Origin of the sequence: Undibacterium sp. YM2 (assembly GCF_009937975.1) — a bacterium.
GTDB lineage: Bacteria > Pseudomonadota > Gammaproteobacteria > Burkholderiales > Burkholderiaceae_D > Undibacterium.
Map to the genome: position 1 here is coordinate 797,231 of NZ_AP018441.1, position 15,761 is coordinate 812,991.

Genomic DNA, 15,761 nt, shown 5'->3' on the forward strand with positions numbered 1-15,761 from the left:
ACCTCGGAGTAAAAAATGAAACAACAATTAAAATTCATCATTGGTGTATCCAGCCTGTTGCTGGTCGCCCATGCCAGTGCGCAAATCGTATTCTATGAAGGCGAGGGCTTTCGCGGCCGCACCTTCAGCGCCAACGGACCACAAAATAATTTCCGCAACAGCGGCTTTAATGACCTGGCTTCATCCGTAGTTGTCACTAATGGCCGCTGGGAAGTCTGTGACGATGCCAATTTCGGTGGCCGCTGCATGATACTGAGCCGTGGCAGTTACGATACCCTTGCGGGCATGGGCATGAATAACCGCATTTCTTCGGTTCGCCCTATCAGCAACAGGCGTCGTTACGATAATGAGATGGAAGCGCCCCTGAGTTCACCTAATTATGACTATCGCCGTCGTCCAAACGAAGGCGTGTATGACGCTCCGGTGACTTCAGTGCGGGCTGTAGTAGGTCCGCCTAATGAACGTTGCTGGATAGAACGCCAGCAAGTACAGTCTGAGCGCAGTGAACCGAATGTAGGTGGCGCGATTGCCGGCGCACTGATCGGTGGCATACTTGGTCACCAGGTAGGTGGCGGTACTGGCCGTGACCTGGCAACGGCTGGCGGCGCTGTCGCTGGTGGTGCACTGGGTGCCAATGCGGGACGCATTAATGGTGGTACTTATGAGCGCGATGTACGCCGTTGCCAGACTGTGGCCAGCACCAAGCCTGAATACTGGGATGTGACTTATAACTATCGCGGTACTGAGCATCATGTGCAGATGAGCTCTCCTCCAGGATCTACCATTGCCGTGAACAGGAATGGTGAACCAAGGCAGTAATTGAATTGAACAAGTAGCCTGATCAGAAAAAAGCCAGATGTTGAAAAACATCTGGCTTTTTTCTCGTGGCCAGGTACTACGCAAATGCACTGGCAAGCCTGCCTGTAAGTAAGCCCGTCCTTGTGGACGGGGTTTAAGTGCACTGGTTTTAACCCGGCACACTAACGAAGGCCATAAACCAGGGCCATGAATCGGGAACATAAATCGGGACCATGAACTACTGTCATCAAGTCCAGAACTCAGGTACAGGTTGTCTTACTCGTGGGCTGGCTGGACATAATTAAGCTCGACCACATGTTCTCGCTGGTCATCCATCAGCGGGATGAGCAAATTCCCCATGGCGATATCATCAATGAACAGCAGGCTTTGCCCATACGCCACATCCCTGAGTTTGACCGTGATCTGATAAGTGCTGCTCAGGTGCTGATAGCGCAGGCTGAATTGGCTCCAGCCCGGAGGTACGCATGGCGTCAGGCTCAGGTGCTTGCCTTCACGTTTCAAGCCCAACAATGATTCCATCATGAAGGTATACATCCAGCCCGCCGAACCTGTATACCAGCTCCAGCCACCACGGCCTGTATGCGGCTCTACTGCATAGACGTCGGCACAGATGACATAGGGTTCTACCTTATAGCGGGCGATTGCATTGGCTGTATTGCCATGATGTATGGGGTTGATGATATTGAATGCCTCCCAGGCCCGGGCGGCATCGCCCATTCTGGCAAATGCCATGCCAGTCCAGATCGCGGCATGTGTGTATTGCCCGCCATTCTCACGTACTCCCGGTACATATCCACGGATATAGCCGGGATTTTGTCCAGAACAATCAAAGGCAGGGTCAAGTAATTGTATGATCTGCTTGTCGCGCCGTATCAGGCGCTGGTCCAGAGCCTTCATCGCCAGCGTAGCCCTTTGCGGGTTTGCCGCCGCAGACAGTATGGCCCAGCTTTGGGAAATCGAATCTATCTGGCACTCAGCATTTTGTGCCGATCCCAATGTACCACCATCATCAAAATAAGCTCGCCTGTACCAGGCACCATCCCAGGCATGTTCATCAATATTTTTTGATAACTGACGGGCCTGCTCCAGGCATCTGCTTGAAAATGCGCTGTCTTGACGCAACAGTGCAATAGCAGAAAATTTTGTCAAAACCTGATGCAGGAAGAAAGCCAGCCACACGCTTTCCCCTTTGCCCAGATGGCCCACCTTGTCCATGCCATCGTTCCAGTCGCAAGAGCCTATCAGGGGCAGGCCATGGCTGCCAAACCGCAAACCATGCTCGATAGCCTTCACACAATGCTCATACAAGCTGCCTGCTGCTGCGGATCTGGCAGGCAAATCATAGTAGGAATCTTCTTCCTGATTCACTGCGCGCCCTTCCAGGTAATGCAGTTTTTCATCAAGTATGCCCAGGTCACCGCTGCTGTTGACATAGCGTGCGACGGCCAAGGGCAGCCAGAGATAATCATCAGAACAATGGGTACGCACACCGCGGCCAACGGGAGGGTGCCACCAGTGCTGTACATCACCTTCGAAGAATTGGTGGCTTGCAGACAAGAGTATCTGTTCGCGCGCCAGCGCCTGTCCGGTATGTACCAGGGCCATGCTGTCCTGCAACTGGTCACGGAAACCAAAAGCACCTCCCGACTGGTAATAACCGCTGCGTGCCCACAGGCGGCAGGCGATGGTCTGGTACAGCAGCCAGCCGTTGGCCAGTAAATTCAAATCCTGGTCGGGCGTTGTAACCTGCACTGCGCCCAGCGTATTGCGCCAGTATGCATGCACCTTGCTCAACGCCTGGTCGGCGGCAGCAATTCCCCTGTGCTGCTGTATGAATTGGGTGACATTACCGTTTTCTGCAATTACCGAGCCCAGCACAAATACCATGCGTTTTTCCTGTCCCGGGTTGAGTTCAAATTCCTGTTGCAAGGCCGTACAGGGATCAAGTCCGGCACCAGTTTTGCCGGACAGGCGCTGTCTGTCCATTGCAGCTGGATTGCGCAGGCTGCCGTTGCGGCCAATGAACTCATTGCGATCACCGCTGACACTGCGGCCACTACCGTCGAGATCAAAGAAAGCCCTGCGCGCAGGAAATTCTGTATTGTAAGGATTACGCGCAATTACGCAGCCACTGGCAGCATCAATTTCTGTTGCGATATGCATCAGAGACTTGGGCCGCAAGTCACCCAATACCCATTCCACGTAGCCAGTGACCGACAATTTTCTTAGCTCGTCAGATTCATTGGTGATGCGCAGTACCGAGTATTTGACGGCTGTATCAATGCTGACAAACACGGTCAGCTCAGTAAGTATGCCTTGTTCTTCATGGGTGAATACACTGTAGCCAAAGCCATGCCGGGTGACGTAATCGCCGCTGCCACGGCAGGGCAGGGCGGTGGGGGACCAATATTCTCCGGTATCTTCATCGCGTATATAAAAGGCTTCACCGCTACTATCGCAGACTGGATCATTATTCCATGGAGTGAGGCGGAATTCATGGGCATTTTCGGCCCAGGTATAGGCTTGCCCGCTTTCTGAAATGACACTGCCAAAATGCGGATTGGCCAGTACATTAACCCAGGGAGCCGGGGTTACCTGTCCTTCCCGGGTGGTGATGACATATTCACGGCCATCTTCAGAAAAACCTCCCAGGCCATTGAAATTTTGCAATTTCGCTGGTACTTGACTCAACCTGCTGTCTGTCTGTGACTGATATCCGCCCCGTTGATGAACAGTCTTGCCTGGCAGTAGTTTGGGGGCGCGCAACTCCACCAGGTCGCGCCGGTTTAATTGCTCCAGCAGGCTGCCACGATGATCATTGAGTATCACCCTGGCGACGGCCTGGAACAGGGTCTTGTCTTCCGGTGATATCTGTTCTGCCATCCTGACAAAGATACCACCGGGACGTTCTGTTGCGTGGGTGCCAATAACAGAAGAGATCATGCCCATGATTTGCTCCTGCAGGGCCTGGCGGTAGGTGGCGTGGTCTTCGTTCCAGATCACCAGATCAACGGCCAGCCCTTTGGAGCGCCAGTAGGCATGTGCCTGCACTAATTGCCTGACCAGTTCTATGTGATCCTGGTGGTTGATCTGTAGCAGCACGATGGGCAAGTCACCGGATATTGCATAACCCCACAAGCCAGATTGCCCGCGGTGATTGCGGCTCAGTATGCTGGCATCGGCACGCAGGAGCGGATTCATATAGATGACAGAATTTGCCAGACGCCCGTACAGTTGCGCATCGGTTTCACTGATATTCAACTGGCGCAATACTACCTGGCTATGTGTCCAGGATAGTTCGATGACGCGGTCAGCCAGGTGCTTGTCCTGGTATTTGTCGATGAGCGCGATGCAAAGTTCACGGTTTTCTGCCACGCCAGTGACGACGTCCAGCGTGACTGCCTGTTCCGGCTCCAGCGTGATCTGATAACGGATGGCAACGACAGGGTCAAGTACCGAGCCCTGGCTGTCAGACAAGCGGCTGACACGCATCGCAGCCGGGGCTTCCAAAGTATTGCCACGGCCTATGAATTTTGCCCTGTCGGTTTCATACGAGACACTGTCCAGACTGGCCCCGTGCAAGGCCATCAGGTGGAACATGCCGGGTATCTTTTCATCGACTGAGCGTGGGCGGCGGCTGCACAAGATTGCATGCTGTCCATCCAGGATTTCTGTCTCTACAAACAGCTTGCTGAATGCCGGATGCATGGCATCTGCGGCTGCCGATGCCAGCACCACTTCTGCATAGCTGGTGAAGTCTATGGTGCGGCGGTGGCGTGAACGATTGACGATGCGGGTGCGACGTAGCTCTATGTCATCCTCTGGCGAAACCACGATCTCGGTATGCATGTCGAGATTGTTGTCACTGCGGCGGAATTCTGCCCTGCCTTCAGAGAAAATGACTTCATAGGAAGGCGAATTGACCAGGCAGGGCTGGAAAGCGGTGGACCAGTAGCGACCGTTGCTGACATCGCGCACATAACAGAAAGTACCCCAGTGATCCCTGGTGCTGTCTTCATTCCAGCGGGTGATGGCCAGATCATTCCAGCGGCTATAACTGCCACCAACGCTACTGATCATCACGTGATAGCGCCCATTCGACAGCAATTGCACTTCTGGCGTGCGGGTATTGACATGATGTAAGACGCGTAAAGGAATTTCCTGACCGCTGCTGGCACTGCGTATGTCTGCCAGTTCGGTAGTATTGGAATACACTGCACTGGCCTTGGGGATGCGCTCATGCAGCAATGACATGGTGGCCTGGAACAAAGGGTCGGATGCGAAGCGTTTTTGCAAAGGCTGCTCAAGCAGCAGATAGGCCAGGGACAAGAATCCCATGCCCTGATGATGGACCATGAAAGAGCGTATCAATGCATGTGTTTGCCCGCGTGGCAAACGTGCCGGGGTATAGTCTATCGCTTCGAAATAACCATATATCCCCTCGAAGCCCAGTGCCGACAACTGTTCCAGATTGCTGCAGGCTTGCTCCGGGGCGACCATCAGTGCCATCATGGAAGCATAGGGTGCGATCACCAGGTCATCACCCAGTCCACGCTTGAAGCCAAGGCCAGGGACACCAAAGGCACGGTACTGATAATTCAGATGCGCATCGAAAGTATTGTAGCCGGACTCTGAAATGCCCCAGGCCACACCGCGCTGTTGACCATACTCGATCTGGCGCTGGACGACCGAGCGATAAGTCTGATCGAGCAAGGTGTTCTGGAAATTTGGCATGACCAGCAAGGGCATCAGGTACTCAAACATCGAGCCGCTCCAGGATAGCAGGATCGGCTCTCCTCCGGCTATCGTCAGTTGGCGTCCCAGTGCGAACCAGCTTTCCTGCGGGATTTTGCCCTGGGCGATGGCGACGAAAGTCGCCAGCCTGGCCTCTGAGGCCAGCAGGTCATAGCTGGCGTTGTCACGCCTGCGCTCGTTGACGTTATAGCCTATGGTCAGTAAATGTGTGCTGGCGTCATAGAGGAAATCATATTCCATCCTGGCGAATTCCATGGTTTGCTGTGCCAGCTGCTCAATTTGCAGGACGCGTTCGTTCGCGCGCTTTCGGGCTGTCACCAGCAAGCGTGCCAATTCCGTATTATGGTTTTCTACCTGTGCTGCCTGATCAAGCGGGATACCGCCCTCGGTAGGCGAGACATAATCCAGGCCCAGTTGCGTCAGTTCGCGCAGGCTGGGGACGCTATCAAGCAAGGGAAATGCATGCATCCACCGGGTAGGGTCGGGCAGGCTCAGCCAAGGTGCCAGATAGAGCAATTCTTCCAATTGCGTTCTGGTTTGTCTGCTCAGGGCGCTCGCCCAGATATGGCTGGCATTGTCCGCAGTCACGGTTACGCTGGACAGGTAAGCATCTGCCTGATGTGTCAGGCGCTTCAGACAGTCATAGATGACGATCAGGGATCTGGGTACGCCCAGGCAGAGCACGTCGAGGTCAGTTTCAAATTCAGCCAGTCTGTTCGCTATGCCCGTACTCACGGAGTTGCGCAATAGCAGATAGGTATCATGCAAGCCACAAAACAGCCGTGGCTGGCAAATCGGAGCGTCAATCAATTCTGTCAGCCCTGGCCGCAGAGTCAGCAGATGACCGGCGAGATTGCCACTATCTACCGTTGATATATACAAGGGCTGCAAAGGCTGTAGCGTCCTGGTGTCATACCAGTTATAGAAATGCTCCTGATAGCGTTCCAGCCTTGTCAGGCTGGCATAGGTATTTTGTGTGCGTTGCAAGAGCTGGCCCGCGGGAATATAGCCAAAGTCATAGGCAGCCAGATTGGCCAGCAGGGACAAACCTATATTGGTTGGCGAAGTGCGGTGTGCCACCACACCCACAGGCTGGAACTGCACATTGTCCGGCGGCAGCCAGTTATCTTCAGGGCCGACATAGGTTTCAAAAAACAGCCAGGTCTTGCGGGCGGTGGTTTGCAGGAATTCAAGCTGTGTTGCGCTTAAACGGGATTCGCGCCTTTGTTTGGCCTTGCTTATCTGGTACGCGATGCAGGGAGAAAGAAACCACAACAACAAAATTGGGGCGGCTGCCTGCAGGGAAGCAGAATTCAGCCGCTGCAAGAGCATGACAAGCATGATGGAAAATACCGGCGCTATCCACATGCTGCGCACATTATTCCAAAGACTGTTCTTGTACTGATGGTTGCTGATCGTCGATGGATTCCATTCCAGCAAGCGCCGGTGTGAAACCAGTATGCGCCATTGTGTGCGCAAGATGGCATCCAGATTGATCCATGCCTCATAAGGCAAAAAAATCAGGCTCAGCGATGCATGAGTGACATGCTGGATGCTGGCGCGCAGCAATGATTGCAAATGCTGGCGAAAGAATACATCGTCCGGTTTTTTTATCAAATTCCATAAAAATGCACTGGCAGCCGGAATCAGTAAAAAACCGAGGGCGGCTGCAGTCCAGAACCAGGGATGTGCAAAGCAAGTCCACGCTATCAGTAAAAATACGCTCAGCGCCAGTGGTACCATGCTGCGGCGCAGATTATCGAATAACTTCCAGTGTGACAGACGCGACAAGGTATTGCTGTGCAGGCTCGATACTCCGCTAGCTTCATCCCTGATGCCCGGCACTTTGCTTTTTAGCCACGAGGCTATCTGCCAGTCACCCCTTATCCAGCGATGGCGCCGCCGCATGTCAGCCAGATAACTGGACGGATATTCTTCATACAATTGCACATCACTCAGCAGACCGGCACGGGCATAGCAGCCTTCCAGTAAATCATGGCTGAGTATGCGGTTTTCAGGCATGCGGTTTTTAAGGGCCTGCTCAAATATGGCGATATCATAAATACCCTTGCCTATGAATGAGCCCTCATCAAATACATCCTGGTAGACATCAGATACGCTACGTGTGTAAGGATCTATGCCTGCTTCGCCACCGCATAACAATTCATAGAATGAGGCATTGCTGGATGGCAGGGCGACTGCCACGCGCGGCTGTAAAATACCGTAGCCTTCAGTCACTCTCTGCAGCTTCTCGTCATAGTACGGCCGGTTCAATGGATGTGCCATGGTGGCAATGAACTTGCGGGCGGCATCACGGGGCAATTCCGTGTCCGTGTCTAGTGTAATGACATATCTGACGTGCTCCAGGCCAAGAGTATTGCCAATGATGTGCGTGAATTCTTGCTTGCCTGATCCAAGTACATAGGCATTCAAGGCACCAAGTTTGCCGCGCTTGCGCTCATAAGCCATCCAGGTTTTTTCTTGTGCATTCCACACCCTTGGCCTGTGCATGACCAGGAAATGATCGCCATCAGGGCGCGGATATTTCTCATTCAATGCTTCGATGTTACGGGTGATATGGAGTAATAATGTTTCGTCTTCCGGCAGGTGTTCCTGGCTGGCATCGGCAAAGTCAGTCAACAGACAAAAACGCAGATTGGCGTCGCTGTTTGCCAGAAACCGCACTTCCATGGCCTCGCACAGGGTATCGATATTTTGCGTGTTGAAGAGCATCGTTGGCACTACGACCAGTGCGCTTGATTCCAGAGGTATCCCCAGCGAATAATCCATGCGCGGCAAAGGATGGGGCAGGGCAATGCAGGTGGCCAGCCAGTTCACCATCGACAAGGCAAACTGGCTGCTGGCGATCAGACTGACGACGATAAAGCATGTCAGCAAGTAAGGGTTCACTGCAGTATGCCTGAGCTGCTGCAGGAATAAGCCAGTGCTCAGCAGGCTTATAATGAGGATGCTGCCCAGATACAGACTCAGGGCGGATTCACGTGCTGCCCGTTTGATGGCTTCAGGCAAACTGTGTTGCATGGCTGTTGATCGTTCCAGCTCTGCCCGGCCTTTGCCTATCAGGAAATAACCTATATGCGCATTGCGCGCAGTTTGGCCATGTTTGATGGCAGCCTCGCGCGCAAAGCGCAGGGCATTATGTGCCACATCTGCTTCAGAAAAACTGCTGTGCCTGGCAATTTTTTCGACAGCATGCCGGTACAAATCTCGTGTGGCAAAATCCATGCGACCATAAATACCAGACGGATCATCACGCAGGCAACGATCTACGACACTCATGTTTTCCACAAATTCGCGCCAGTCCATCGATGTCAGCAAGCGCAGACTGCCTATGCTGTTGCTGATGGAAATCTGATCAGCGACCTGTTGCTGTGAATCCAGCTGCACCAAGTGTTCTATGGTTTGCCCGGTCTCTGCCAGGCGTTGCGAAAGCCAGTTCAGGGGCAGGGCCAGGGCAGGCCCCTGACCTTGCAGGCGCCTGATCATCTCTGCCACGAAAGAACTGTCCAGAGGCGGCCCTGAGCGCGACATGTCGGCCACCAGCAAGATCAAGTTGCTCGGGTCTTTCTCTGCAGTCTCGGTCATCGCATCAGCCCATTTGGCAGCCAGATTGCGATGATTATGTGCCGTGGTCAGATTGGTGGCGACACGGCGCAGGTTCTCTAACAGCGCCAGCCTGATCATGATGGGTATGGCCCACAGCTCACCCAGCTTCAGTACTGATACCAGCTGATATGCATTGATGAAGCGGCTCAGGTTTTCGGGATCAACCCTGCCGTCGCCATGGGAAATGGTTTCCAGTGCAATGTCATACACGCGCGGGCGACCAGCCGAACTACCCCGCAGTAGCCGTGGCAACTCTTTACTGTAATTTTTTGGCAAATGCCGTTTAGCCGTACGTATCTGTTCTTCTATCAGGTAATAGTTATCCAGGAGCCAGGCAGCAGCAGGCGTCACCGGCCTGCCGTCTTTGATGGCTTCGGTCAGCAGGGTACAGGCATTCATGATCACATCATGATTGTCAGCCAGCCGTGACAAGAGCTGGTCCTGTCCAAAAACAGAACTCAGCTTGTGGCTGTTAGCCAGTATGCGCCCATGCTGTTCCATTTGCTGAGCGCTGTAGAGGTCAGCCCGTAAAGGCAGTTCTGCCCCAGCCTGTGCAACATAGGTGCGCAAACGCAGCTGACTGTATTTCAGGACGTTCTTTAGCTGATGCAGGCTGGATGACAGCATATCTTTGGCTGATTTCAAATCGCACACTTCTTTCTTTTTTGGGGATTTGTCAGTGACCGTAGTGAGCGGTCGTCGCTGCCACACCTTCGACCATCTTTGCAAGGTGAATTTTCCAGACGCAAAAACGATGGCATGACCTATGAGAGCAGCTGTGCTCTGATAGTAAAACATCAGCATCTGTGTGTAAGTTCGTTAGCGTACATACGCGCTTGACGCATTCCTCTGACAGTGATCTTTAGCATGCATTGTTACGCGCATTCAATACCGGTTTTTCAGTGTGCGGCAACGAACAGACCAAGGTTTAGGGTGGGCTGTATAAAGACGGCGAAGATCACAAAAAATGTGGCTTGCGAGAGTAAAGATACTTATCTACCGGAGAAAAAAAATGAACAATAAATTGAAAACAGGTCTTTTGGCCGCCTGCAGTGTAAGCGTATTAATGGTGACGGCTTGCGCCAGCAGCATGAAAACGCCAGCGACGGCAGAAGTCGCAGTCTCTAAAGAAGCAGTCGATAACGCAGCGGTAGCTGGTGGAAGTGAATTTGCTCCAGCCGAGATGAGTTCTGCGCGCCAAAAGCTCGCATTGGCAAACAAGGCCATGCAAGATAAAGATTACAAGCTGGCAAATGACCTGGCTACCCAGGCTCAGGCTGATGCCAAGCTGGCGCAGGCCAAAGCTAATTCTGCAAAGGCAGAAAAAGCTGCTAATGCACTGCAAGACGATATCCGTGTTTTGCGTGAAGAGCTGCAACGCGCCAATAGCAAGCAATAAGTAACGAGCAATAACGAGCAACAAGAGCAATAAGAACATGCATTTGCAAAACATCGTCAGTAACTCTTCCATAGAGTCTGCATATACATCTTTAAGGAAAAATCATGAATAAGAAAATCTTCGCACCAGTCATGTTGATGACAGCGATGGTGTTGTCAGCATGTAGTACTGTTCCAAAAACTACCAGTCTGCTGGACCAGACCCGTATGGATTATCAGGCGGCACAAAATAATCCAAATGTACAGACTCTGGCACCTTTGGAAATGCGTCAGGCCGATGTGGCAATGAATGATGCCAATAATGCTGCCAAAGACAACGAGAGCTCAGAAAAAATTGACAGGTTGGCTTATCTCGCCAAACAGAAAATAGGCATTGCGCAAGAACTCGCAAAACAAAAACAGGCAGAAGCAGCGGTTGCCGATGCAGCAAAAGCCCGCGACCAGATCCGTCTGGAGCAACGGACCAATGAAGCAGACAAGGCAAAAATGCAGGCAGATCAGGCCAAGGCACAAGCTGATCAGGCAAGATTGGCTGCGCAAGTAGCGCAGGGCGAAGCCAGCGAAGCCCAGCGCAGAGCACAGGAAGAGCAGGCAAAAGCACTGGAAATGCAAAACCGTAATGCAGCCCTTGAATCACAACTGGCAGATTTGCAAGCCAAGACGACGGTGCGAGGTATCGTGATTACCCTGGGTGATGTGTTGTTTGGTGTAGATCAGTCAAAATTGAACCCGGATGGTATGCGCACCGTACAAAAGCTGGCGACAGTCTTGCAAAACAATATGCAAAGAACAGTGCTGGTTGAAGGACATACTGACAATACAGGTTCACATGCACATAACCAGGATCTGTCAGAACGTCGTGCCAATGCTGTGCGTAGTGCCCTGGTGTTGATGGGTGTATCACGTGACCGTATTGAAACCAAGGGCTACGGCGAAGCCTTCCCTATAGCTGAAAATAATACAGCGCAAAATCGCCAGTTCAACCGTCGCGTAGAGATCATTTTATCCGATGCCAACGGCAAGATCCTGCCGCGCTAATTACCAGACTCAAAAAGGAAAGGAATAATCATGAGCTACCTAATGCCTACCACATTGCGTACCAAATATATCTTGCCCGTGCTATCTGCTTCTTTGCTGATATTGGCGGGTTGCAATAAAGCGCCAGATGGTGCTGCACCAAATGCGTCCACGACTATTGGCGTGGAAATTGATGATTCTGTCATCACGACAAAAGTCAAAACTGCGATGATGTCTGACGATATCATCAAGGGTGCCGACGTCAAAATTGAAACCCGCAAGGGTGAAGTCTTGCTGAGTGGCTTTGCCGACAACCAGGCGCAAATCGACCACAGTGCTGCTGTAGCAATGGCGGTCGAAGGCGTCAAGAAAGTCGATAATAAACTCGTCCTGAAAGAAGGCAAACAAACTGTCGGTAACAAGATCGACGATAGTGTTATCACTGCTGGCATAAAGACAGCGATGCTGCAGGATGCCCAAATGAAAAGCATGGATGTCGCCGTGGTCACCCGCAAAGGAGAGGTGCAACTGAGCGGTTTTGTTGATAGCGAGTTGCAGGCAACGCATGCAATAGAAGTGGCAAAAAGTGTCTCTGGCGTGCAAAGCGTGATCAATAACCTCAAGGTTAAAAACTAGTCACTAAAGCTGATACGCATTGGCCGCATCTTGCTTCCCCACATTATTTATGGACGTGGGGAAGTATTGGTTTATCTAATTGAGAAAATATCATGACAAATGAATTGAATGAAAAGCGGGTGCCTGTTAAACCTGAACCAGAAGAAAAAAAGAAAATCATACAGAAGAAGGAAGATGATCTCGATGAGGCACTGGATGAAGGTTTTCCGGCCAGTGACCCGGTGGCCATTTCAATCACACCACAGAAAGTGGTCAAGATCCCCGGATCTGACGCGAAAAAATAATTCTTGTTAAGATTAATGCTGGCAGGAGTGAGCTCTCATTGAGCCCGCTCTTGCTTGCTGGTGATAAAGGATAGTAACTGCCTTTGTTGATGTGCAAGAGCTGTCTGCAAAGTATCAGGTTTTCACAACCAGTATTCAAGCCGTCTGGCCAGCCATTCTTTTAGTTTGATCATTGCCGGGCGTTGTTGCCAGGTTTCCAGCGTGACCTCGGTAGACAGGCGCAAGTCTTCTTTGAAGGCGTTCTCCATCGCTATTGCAAACTCGGTATCAATGACGACTACATTGACTTCCTTATTGTGTAAAAAACTGCGGGTATCAATATTGGTGGAGCCTACGGTTGACCAGACCTGGTCAATGACGGCGGTTTTTGCATGCAATACAGAAGTATTCAGTTGATACACTTTGATACCGCCAGCCAGCATTTCATCATAAAAAGATTGACCAGCATGAAACACCAGGCCACTGTCAGTCACTCCAGGCATGATGATTTTCACGTCCACACCACGTTTGGCTGCAGCGATCAAGGCTTTTAAGATTTGTGCATCCGGTACAAAATAGGCTGACGTTATATGGATACTATCTCTGGCTTCCTGTATTGCCAGTAAATAGGCTTTGTAGATGGCCGGGTTACTTTCTGGTTCACTGGCAAGTACCCTGACCATTTTATTGCCCTGGTTTTTTAAGGCCGGGAAATACAGCCTGTCAGCAGGCGGTTTGTCGCCCACATTGATCCATGTTTCAAGGAATATCCATTGCAGTGCAGCCACTGCTGGTCCGGTGATCTGTATGTGGGTATCACGCCAGCCAATCTTGTCAGGATTTTTTGATTTCGATCGGAATAAAGAGCTGTTCGCATAGCTGGCGCTGATATTGACGCCTCCTGTGAAGGCGACTTCACCATCGACGATCAGTATTTTCCTGTGGTCGCGCCGATTGGGCAACCATGGGCCTTGTAGTTTCGTCGGATTGACCGGATTGAACTCCAGCAGATGTATGCCGGCTGCTTTCATATTATCGAAAAAAATTTGCGGCGTACCTATGGTGCCAACACTGTCATAGATGATATTTACCTCTACCCCAGCTTGTTGTTTCTCTATGAGCAGCCTGGCGAATTCCAGGCCCAGTTCATCCTGGTCAAAGATATAGGTTTCCAGGTGTATATGGTCTTTTGCCTGTCTGATGGCGGTCATCATTGCATTCATGGTTTGTGGACCATCAAATAGCAAAGTAACCTGGTTGCCCGCAATGAGCGGGCTACCGGTAACAGCTTCTTCCAGCGCTGCCAGGGCTTGCATATTGGCCAGGCCAGCGCCAGAATTTTTCCACCGCTGCTTCATCAGTGCCTGCGCTTTCGATGTGCTTAGCTCGCCATTGCCATTATTGATGGTGGGTTTGGCTGATGTAGTTTTTTGTGGCTGGTCAAGGGCAGGCTCCAGATAATTGACTTCTGGCAGTGAACTGCAGCCATTGAGCACAACAAGGATGGCTATGCTCACAGAACTCATCAATAAATGAGATGGCAATCTTTGGTGAGCGGCCATGTAGTGTCCTTTGAGAGAGTCAGGTTGTGATAGCAACTTTCAATACGCCGTCGCGCTGATTGGCAAACAAGTCATAGGCTTGCTCTATGTCATCGAGTTTAAAGCGATGGGTCACCATGGTATCAAGCTTGACGCGTCCTGATTTGACAACATTCATCAGACGGCGCATACGCTCCTTGCCGCCCGGACATAAGGTGGTAATGATTTTGTGATCACCCAGGCCCGCAGCAAAGGCATCCAATGGCAAGCTTAACTTGCTCGAATAGACACCCAGGCTTGATAATCTTCCGCCAGGTTTTAATGCTCGCAAGCAACTTTCGAAAGTCATTTGAGTACCCAGGGCTTCAATCGCCACATCCACACCACGGCCATGGGTCAGGCGCATGATTTCTGTTAATGGGTCTGTTTTGGTATAGTCAATCGTGATATCTGCTCCCAGCGTCCTCGCCATGTCGAGACGACTGGCCACACCATCGACGGCAATAATCAGACTGGCCCCGCGCAATTTGGCACCTGCAGTTGCACACAGACCTATCGGCCCCTGTGCGAAGATGACGACCGTGTCACCGATCTTGATGTCGCCACTTTCTGCTCCACCAAACCCTGTGCTCATGATATCCGGGCACATCAGCACCTGTTCATCGGTCAAACCATCGGGTATTACTTCCAGATTACTCATCGCATATGGCACCAACAGGTATTCTGCCTGGCAGCCGTCGATAGTATTGCCAAAGCGCCAGCCGCCTGCAGGTTTACCACCGCATTGCGAATGCTGACCATCGAGACAGGAATAACATTGCCCGCACGGTGAGATCGCACCAACTATGACACGTTGACCCAGCTCATAGCCAGTCACGCCAGCACCCAGTGCAGCTACCACACCAACCGGTTCGTGTCCTATGGTTAAACCGGGCTTAACTGGATATTCACCTTTTAGTATGTGGATATCAGTACCGCAAATAGTGGTCGTGGTGATCTTGATGAGTGCTTCACCGGGGCCAGGTACAGGTATGGGTTTTTCTTCTATCGCGATCTTACCGGGGCGCAGATAGACTGCTGCTTTCATCGTCGGCATTGCTTTTCCTTATCAGAATGGACCTCATCTCCTTAAATGAAATGAGTTTTCTTTTCAGCGCGGACGTATGCCCGATTTTCTATAGGCGTCAGCAATATCCTGCTGCATGACTGATTTAGCTTCACGCAGGCAGGTGCTTTGCTGACTGCGCTCTGCACGTTTACATTCAGCTACTGACAACTGATAAACGGCTTCTGCCTCCTTTTTCAATGTCTTGAAATAAGCCATGGGCGTCATTTCTTCCTGGTACCAGCGCTCCGGGTCTCCGCGCTGGGCAATGGCTGTAGAGTCAGTATCCACGGCTAGTGCCGGGCCAGACATCGCGCAAGTAATCATTGCAAAAAGAATCCCTTTCGCAAGCTGTATTGTTTTCGTTTTCATGATAACTCCTCAAAGTAACAATGACGGTTCTGATCAACTCTATAAACGACCAGTCAGCAATAAAATAATGAGAATAATCACAATCAGGCCAGTGACACCGCTGGGCCCATAACCCCAGGAACGACTGTGCGGCCAGGTCGGAAACAGGCCGATCAGGGCAAGGATAAGGATGACGAGTAGTATAGTGCTCATTGTTTAGCCCATAGGATTGGTATAGCCAATACAGCA

10 protein-coding genes are annotated in these 15,761 nt (G+C 51.5%); 5 read left to right on the plus strand and 5 right to left on the minus strand.

Annotation, left to right across the window (positions count from 1 at the left end; all coding sequences use genetic code 11):
- Positions 1-15 precede the first annotated feature (15 nt).
- The gene (locus UNDYM_RS03695; RefSeq protein WP_162039832.1) at positions 16-819 is read left to right on the plus strand and encodes a beta/gamma crystallin-related protein; all 804 of its coding nucleotides are present in this window, start codon (positions 16-18) and stop codon (positions 817-819) included.
- Between the two features lie 255 nt (positions 820-1,074).
- Here UNDYM_RS03695 and UNDYM_RS03700 read toward each other — a convergent pair whose 3' ends face one another.
- On the minus strand, positions 1,075-9,846 hold the full coding sequence (locus UNDYM_RS03700; RefSeq protein WP_370529435.1) for a GH36-type glycosyl hydrolase domain-containing protein: 8,772 nt from the start codon (positions 9,844-9,846) through the stop codon (positions 1,075-1,077).
- 367 nt (positions 9,847-10,213) lie between these two features.
- Between UNDYM_RS03700 and UNDYM_RS03705 the strand changes: the two genes are divergently transcribed.
- From UNDYM_RS03705 to UNDYM_RS03720, 4 genes are all read left to right on the plus strand, one after another.
- Positions 10,214-10,600: a DUF4398 domain-containing protein gene (locus tag UNDYM_RS03705; protein WP_162039833.1), complete on the plus strand. Its 387-nt coding sequence runs from the start codon at positions 10,214-10,216 to the stop codon at positions 10,598-10,600.
- A 104-nt stretch (positions 10,601-10,704) separates the two neighbouring features.
- Entirely contained in the window at positions 10,705-11,637 is a 933-nt protein-coding gene (locus tag UNDYM_RS03710; protein WP_162039834.1) for an OmpA family protein, read from the plus strand.
- Positions 11,638-11,667: 30 nt separating this feature from the next.
- Entirely contained in the window at positions 11,668-12,252 is a 585-nt protein-coding gene (locus UNDYM_RS03715) for a BON domain-containing protein (protein WP_232063686.1), read from the plus strand.
- A gap of 92 nt (positions 12,253-12,344) precedes the next feature.
- Entirely contained in the window at positions 12,345-12,536 is a 192-nt protein-coding gene (locus UNDYM_RS03720; RefSeq protein WP_162039835.1) for a hypothetical protein, read from the plus strand.
- A 122-nt stretch (positions 12,537-12,658) separates the two neighbouring features.
- On the opposite strand, the gene cls is transcribed toward UNDYM_RS03720, so the two are convergent.
- The 4 genes from cls to UNDYM_RS03740 are packed head-to-tail and all read right to left on the minus strand — an operon-like array spanning position 12,659 to position 15,725.
- Positions 12,659-14,077 (minus strand): cardiolipin synthase, encoded by a 1,419-nt coding sequence (cls, locus tag UNDYM_RS03725; protein ID WP_232063687.1) that lies wholly within the window; start codon positions 14,075-14,077, stop codon positions 12,659-12,661.
- Positions 14,078-14,096: 19 nt separating this feature from the next.
- A complete protein-coding gene (locus UNDYM_RS03730; protein WP_162039836.1) occupies positions 14,097-15,152 on the minus strand; it encodes an NAD(P)-dependent alcohol dehydrogenase in 1,056 nt (351 codons plus the stop codon).
- Between the two features lie 54 nt (positions 15,153-15,206).
- A complete protein-coding gene (locus tag UNDYM_RS03735; protein ID WP_162039837.1) occupies positions 15,207-15,533 on the minus strand; it encodes a hypothetical protein in 327 nt (108 codons plus the stop codon).
- Positions 15,534-15,572: 39 nt separating this feature from the next.
- Positions 15,573-15,725: a DUF3309 family protein gene (locus UNDYM_RS03740; protein ID WP_162039838.1), complete on the minus strand. Its 153-nt coding sequence runs from the start codon at positions 15,723-15,725 to the stop codon at positions 15,573-15,575.
- Positions 15,726-15,761: the final 36 nt, after the last annotated feature.

Bases quoted from the DNA above. Each gene is read 5' to 3' on its own strand.
- UNDYM_RS03695 (WP_162039832.1), top strand. From the start codon at position 16: ATGAAACAACAATTAAAATTCATCATTGGTGTATCCAGCCTGTTGCTG.
- UNDYM_RS03705 (WP_162039833.1), top strand. From the start codon at position 10,214: ATGAACAATAAATTGAAAACAGGTCTTTTGGCCGCCTGCAGTGTAAGC.
- UNDYM_RS03710 (WP_162039834.1), top strand. From the start codon at position 10,705: ATGAATAAGAAAATCTTCGCACCAGTCATGTTGATGACAGCGATGGTG.
- UNDYM_RS03715 (WP_232063686.1), top strand. From the start codon at position 11,668: ATGAGCTACCTAATGCCTACCACATTGCGTACCAAATATATCTTGCCC.
- UNDYM_RS03720 (WP_162039835.1), top strand. From the start codon at position 12,345: ATGACAAATGAATTGAATGAAAAGCGGGTGCCTGTTAAACCTGAACCA.
- cls (WP_232063687.1), bottom strand. From the start codon at position 14,077: ATGGCCGCTCACCAAAGATTGCCATCTCATTTATTGATGAGTTCTGTG.
- UNDYM_RS03730 (WP_162039836.1), bottom strand. From the start codon at position 15,152: ATGCCGACGATGAAAGCAGCAGTCTATCTGCGCCCCGGTAAGATCGCG.
- UNDYM_RS03735 (WP_162039837.1), bottom strand. From the start codon at position 15,533: ATGAAAACGAAAACAATACAGCTTGCGAAAGGGATTCTTTTTGCAATG.
- UNDYM_RS03740 (WP_162039838.1), bottom strand. From the start codon at position 15,725: ATGAGCACTATACTACTCGTCATCCTTATCCTTGCCCTGATCGGCCTG.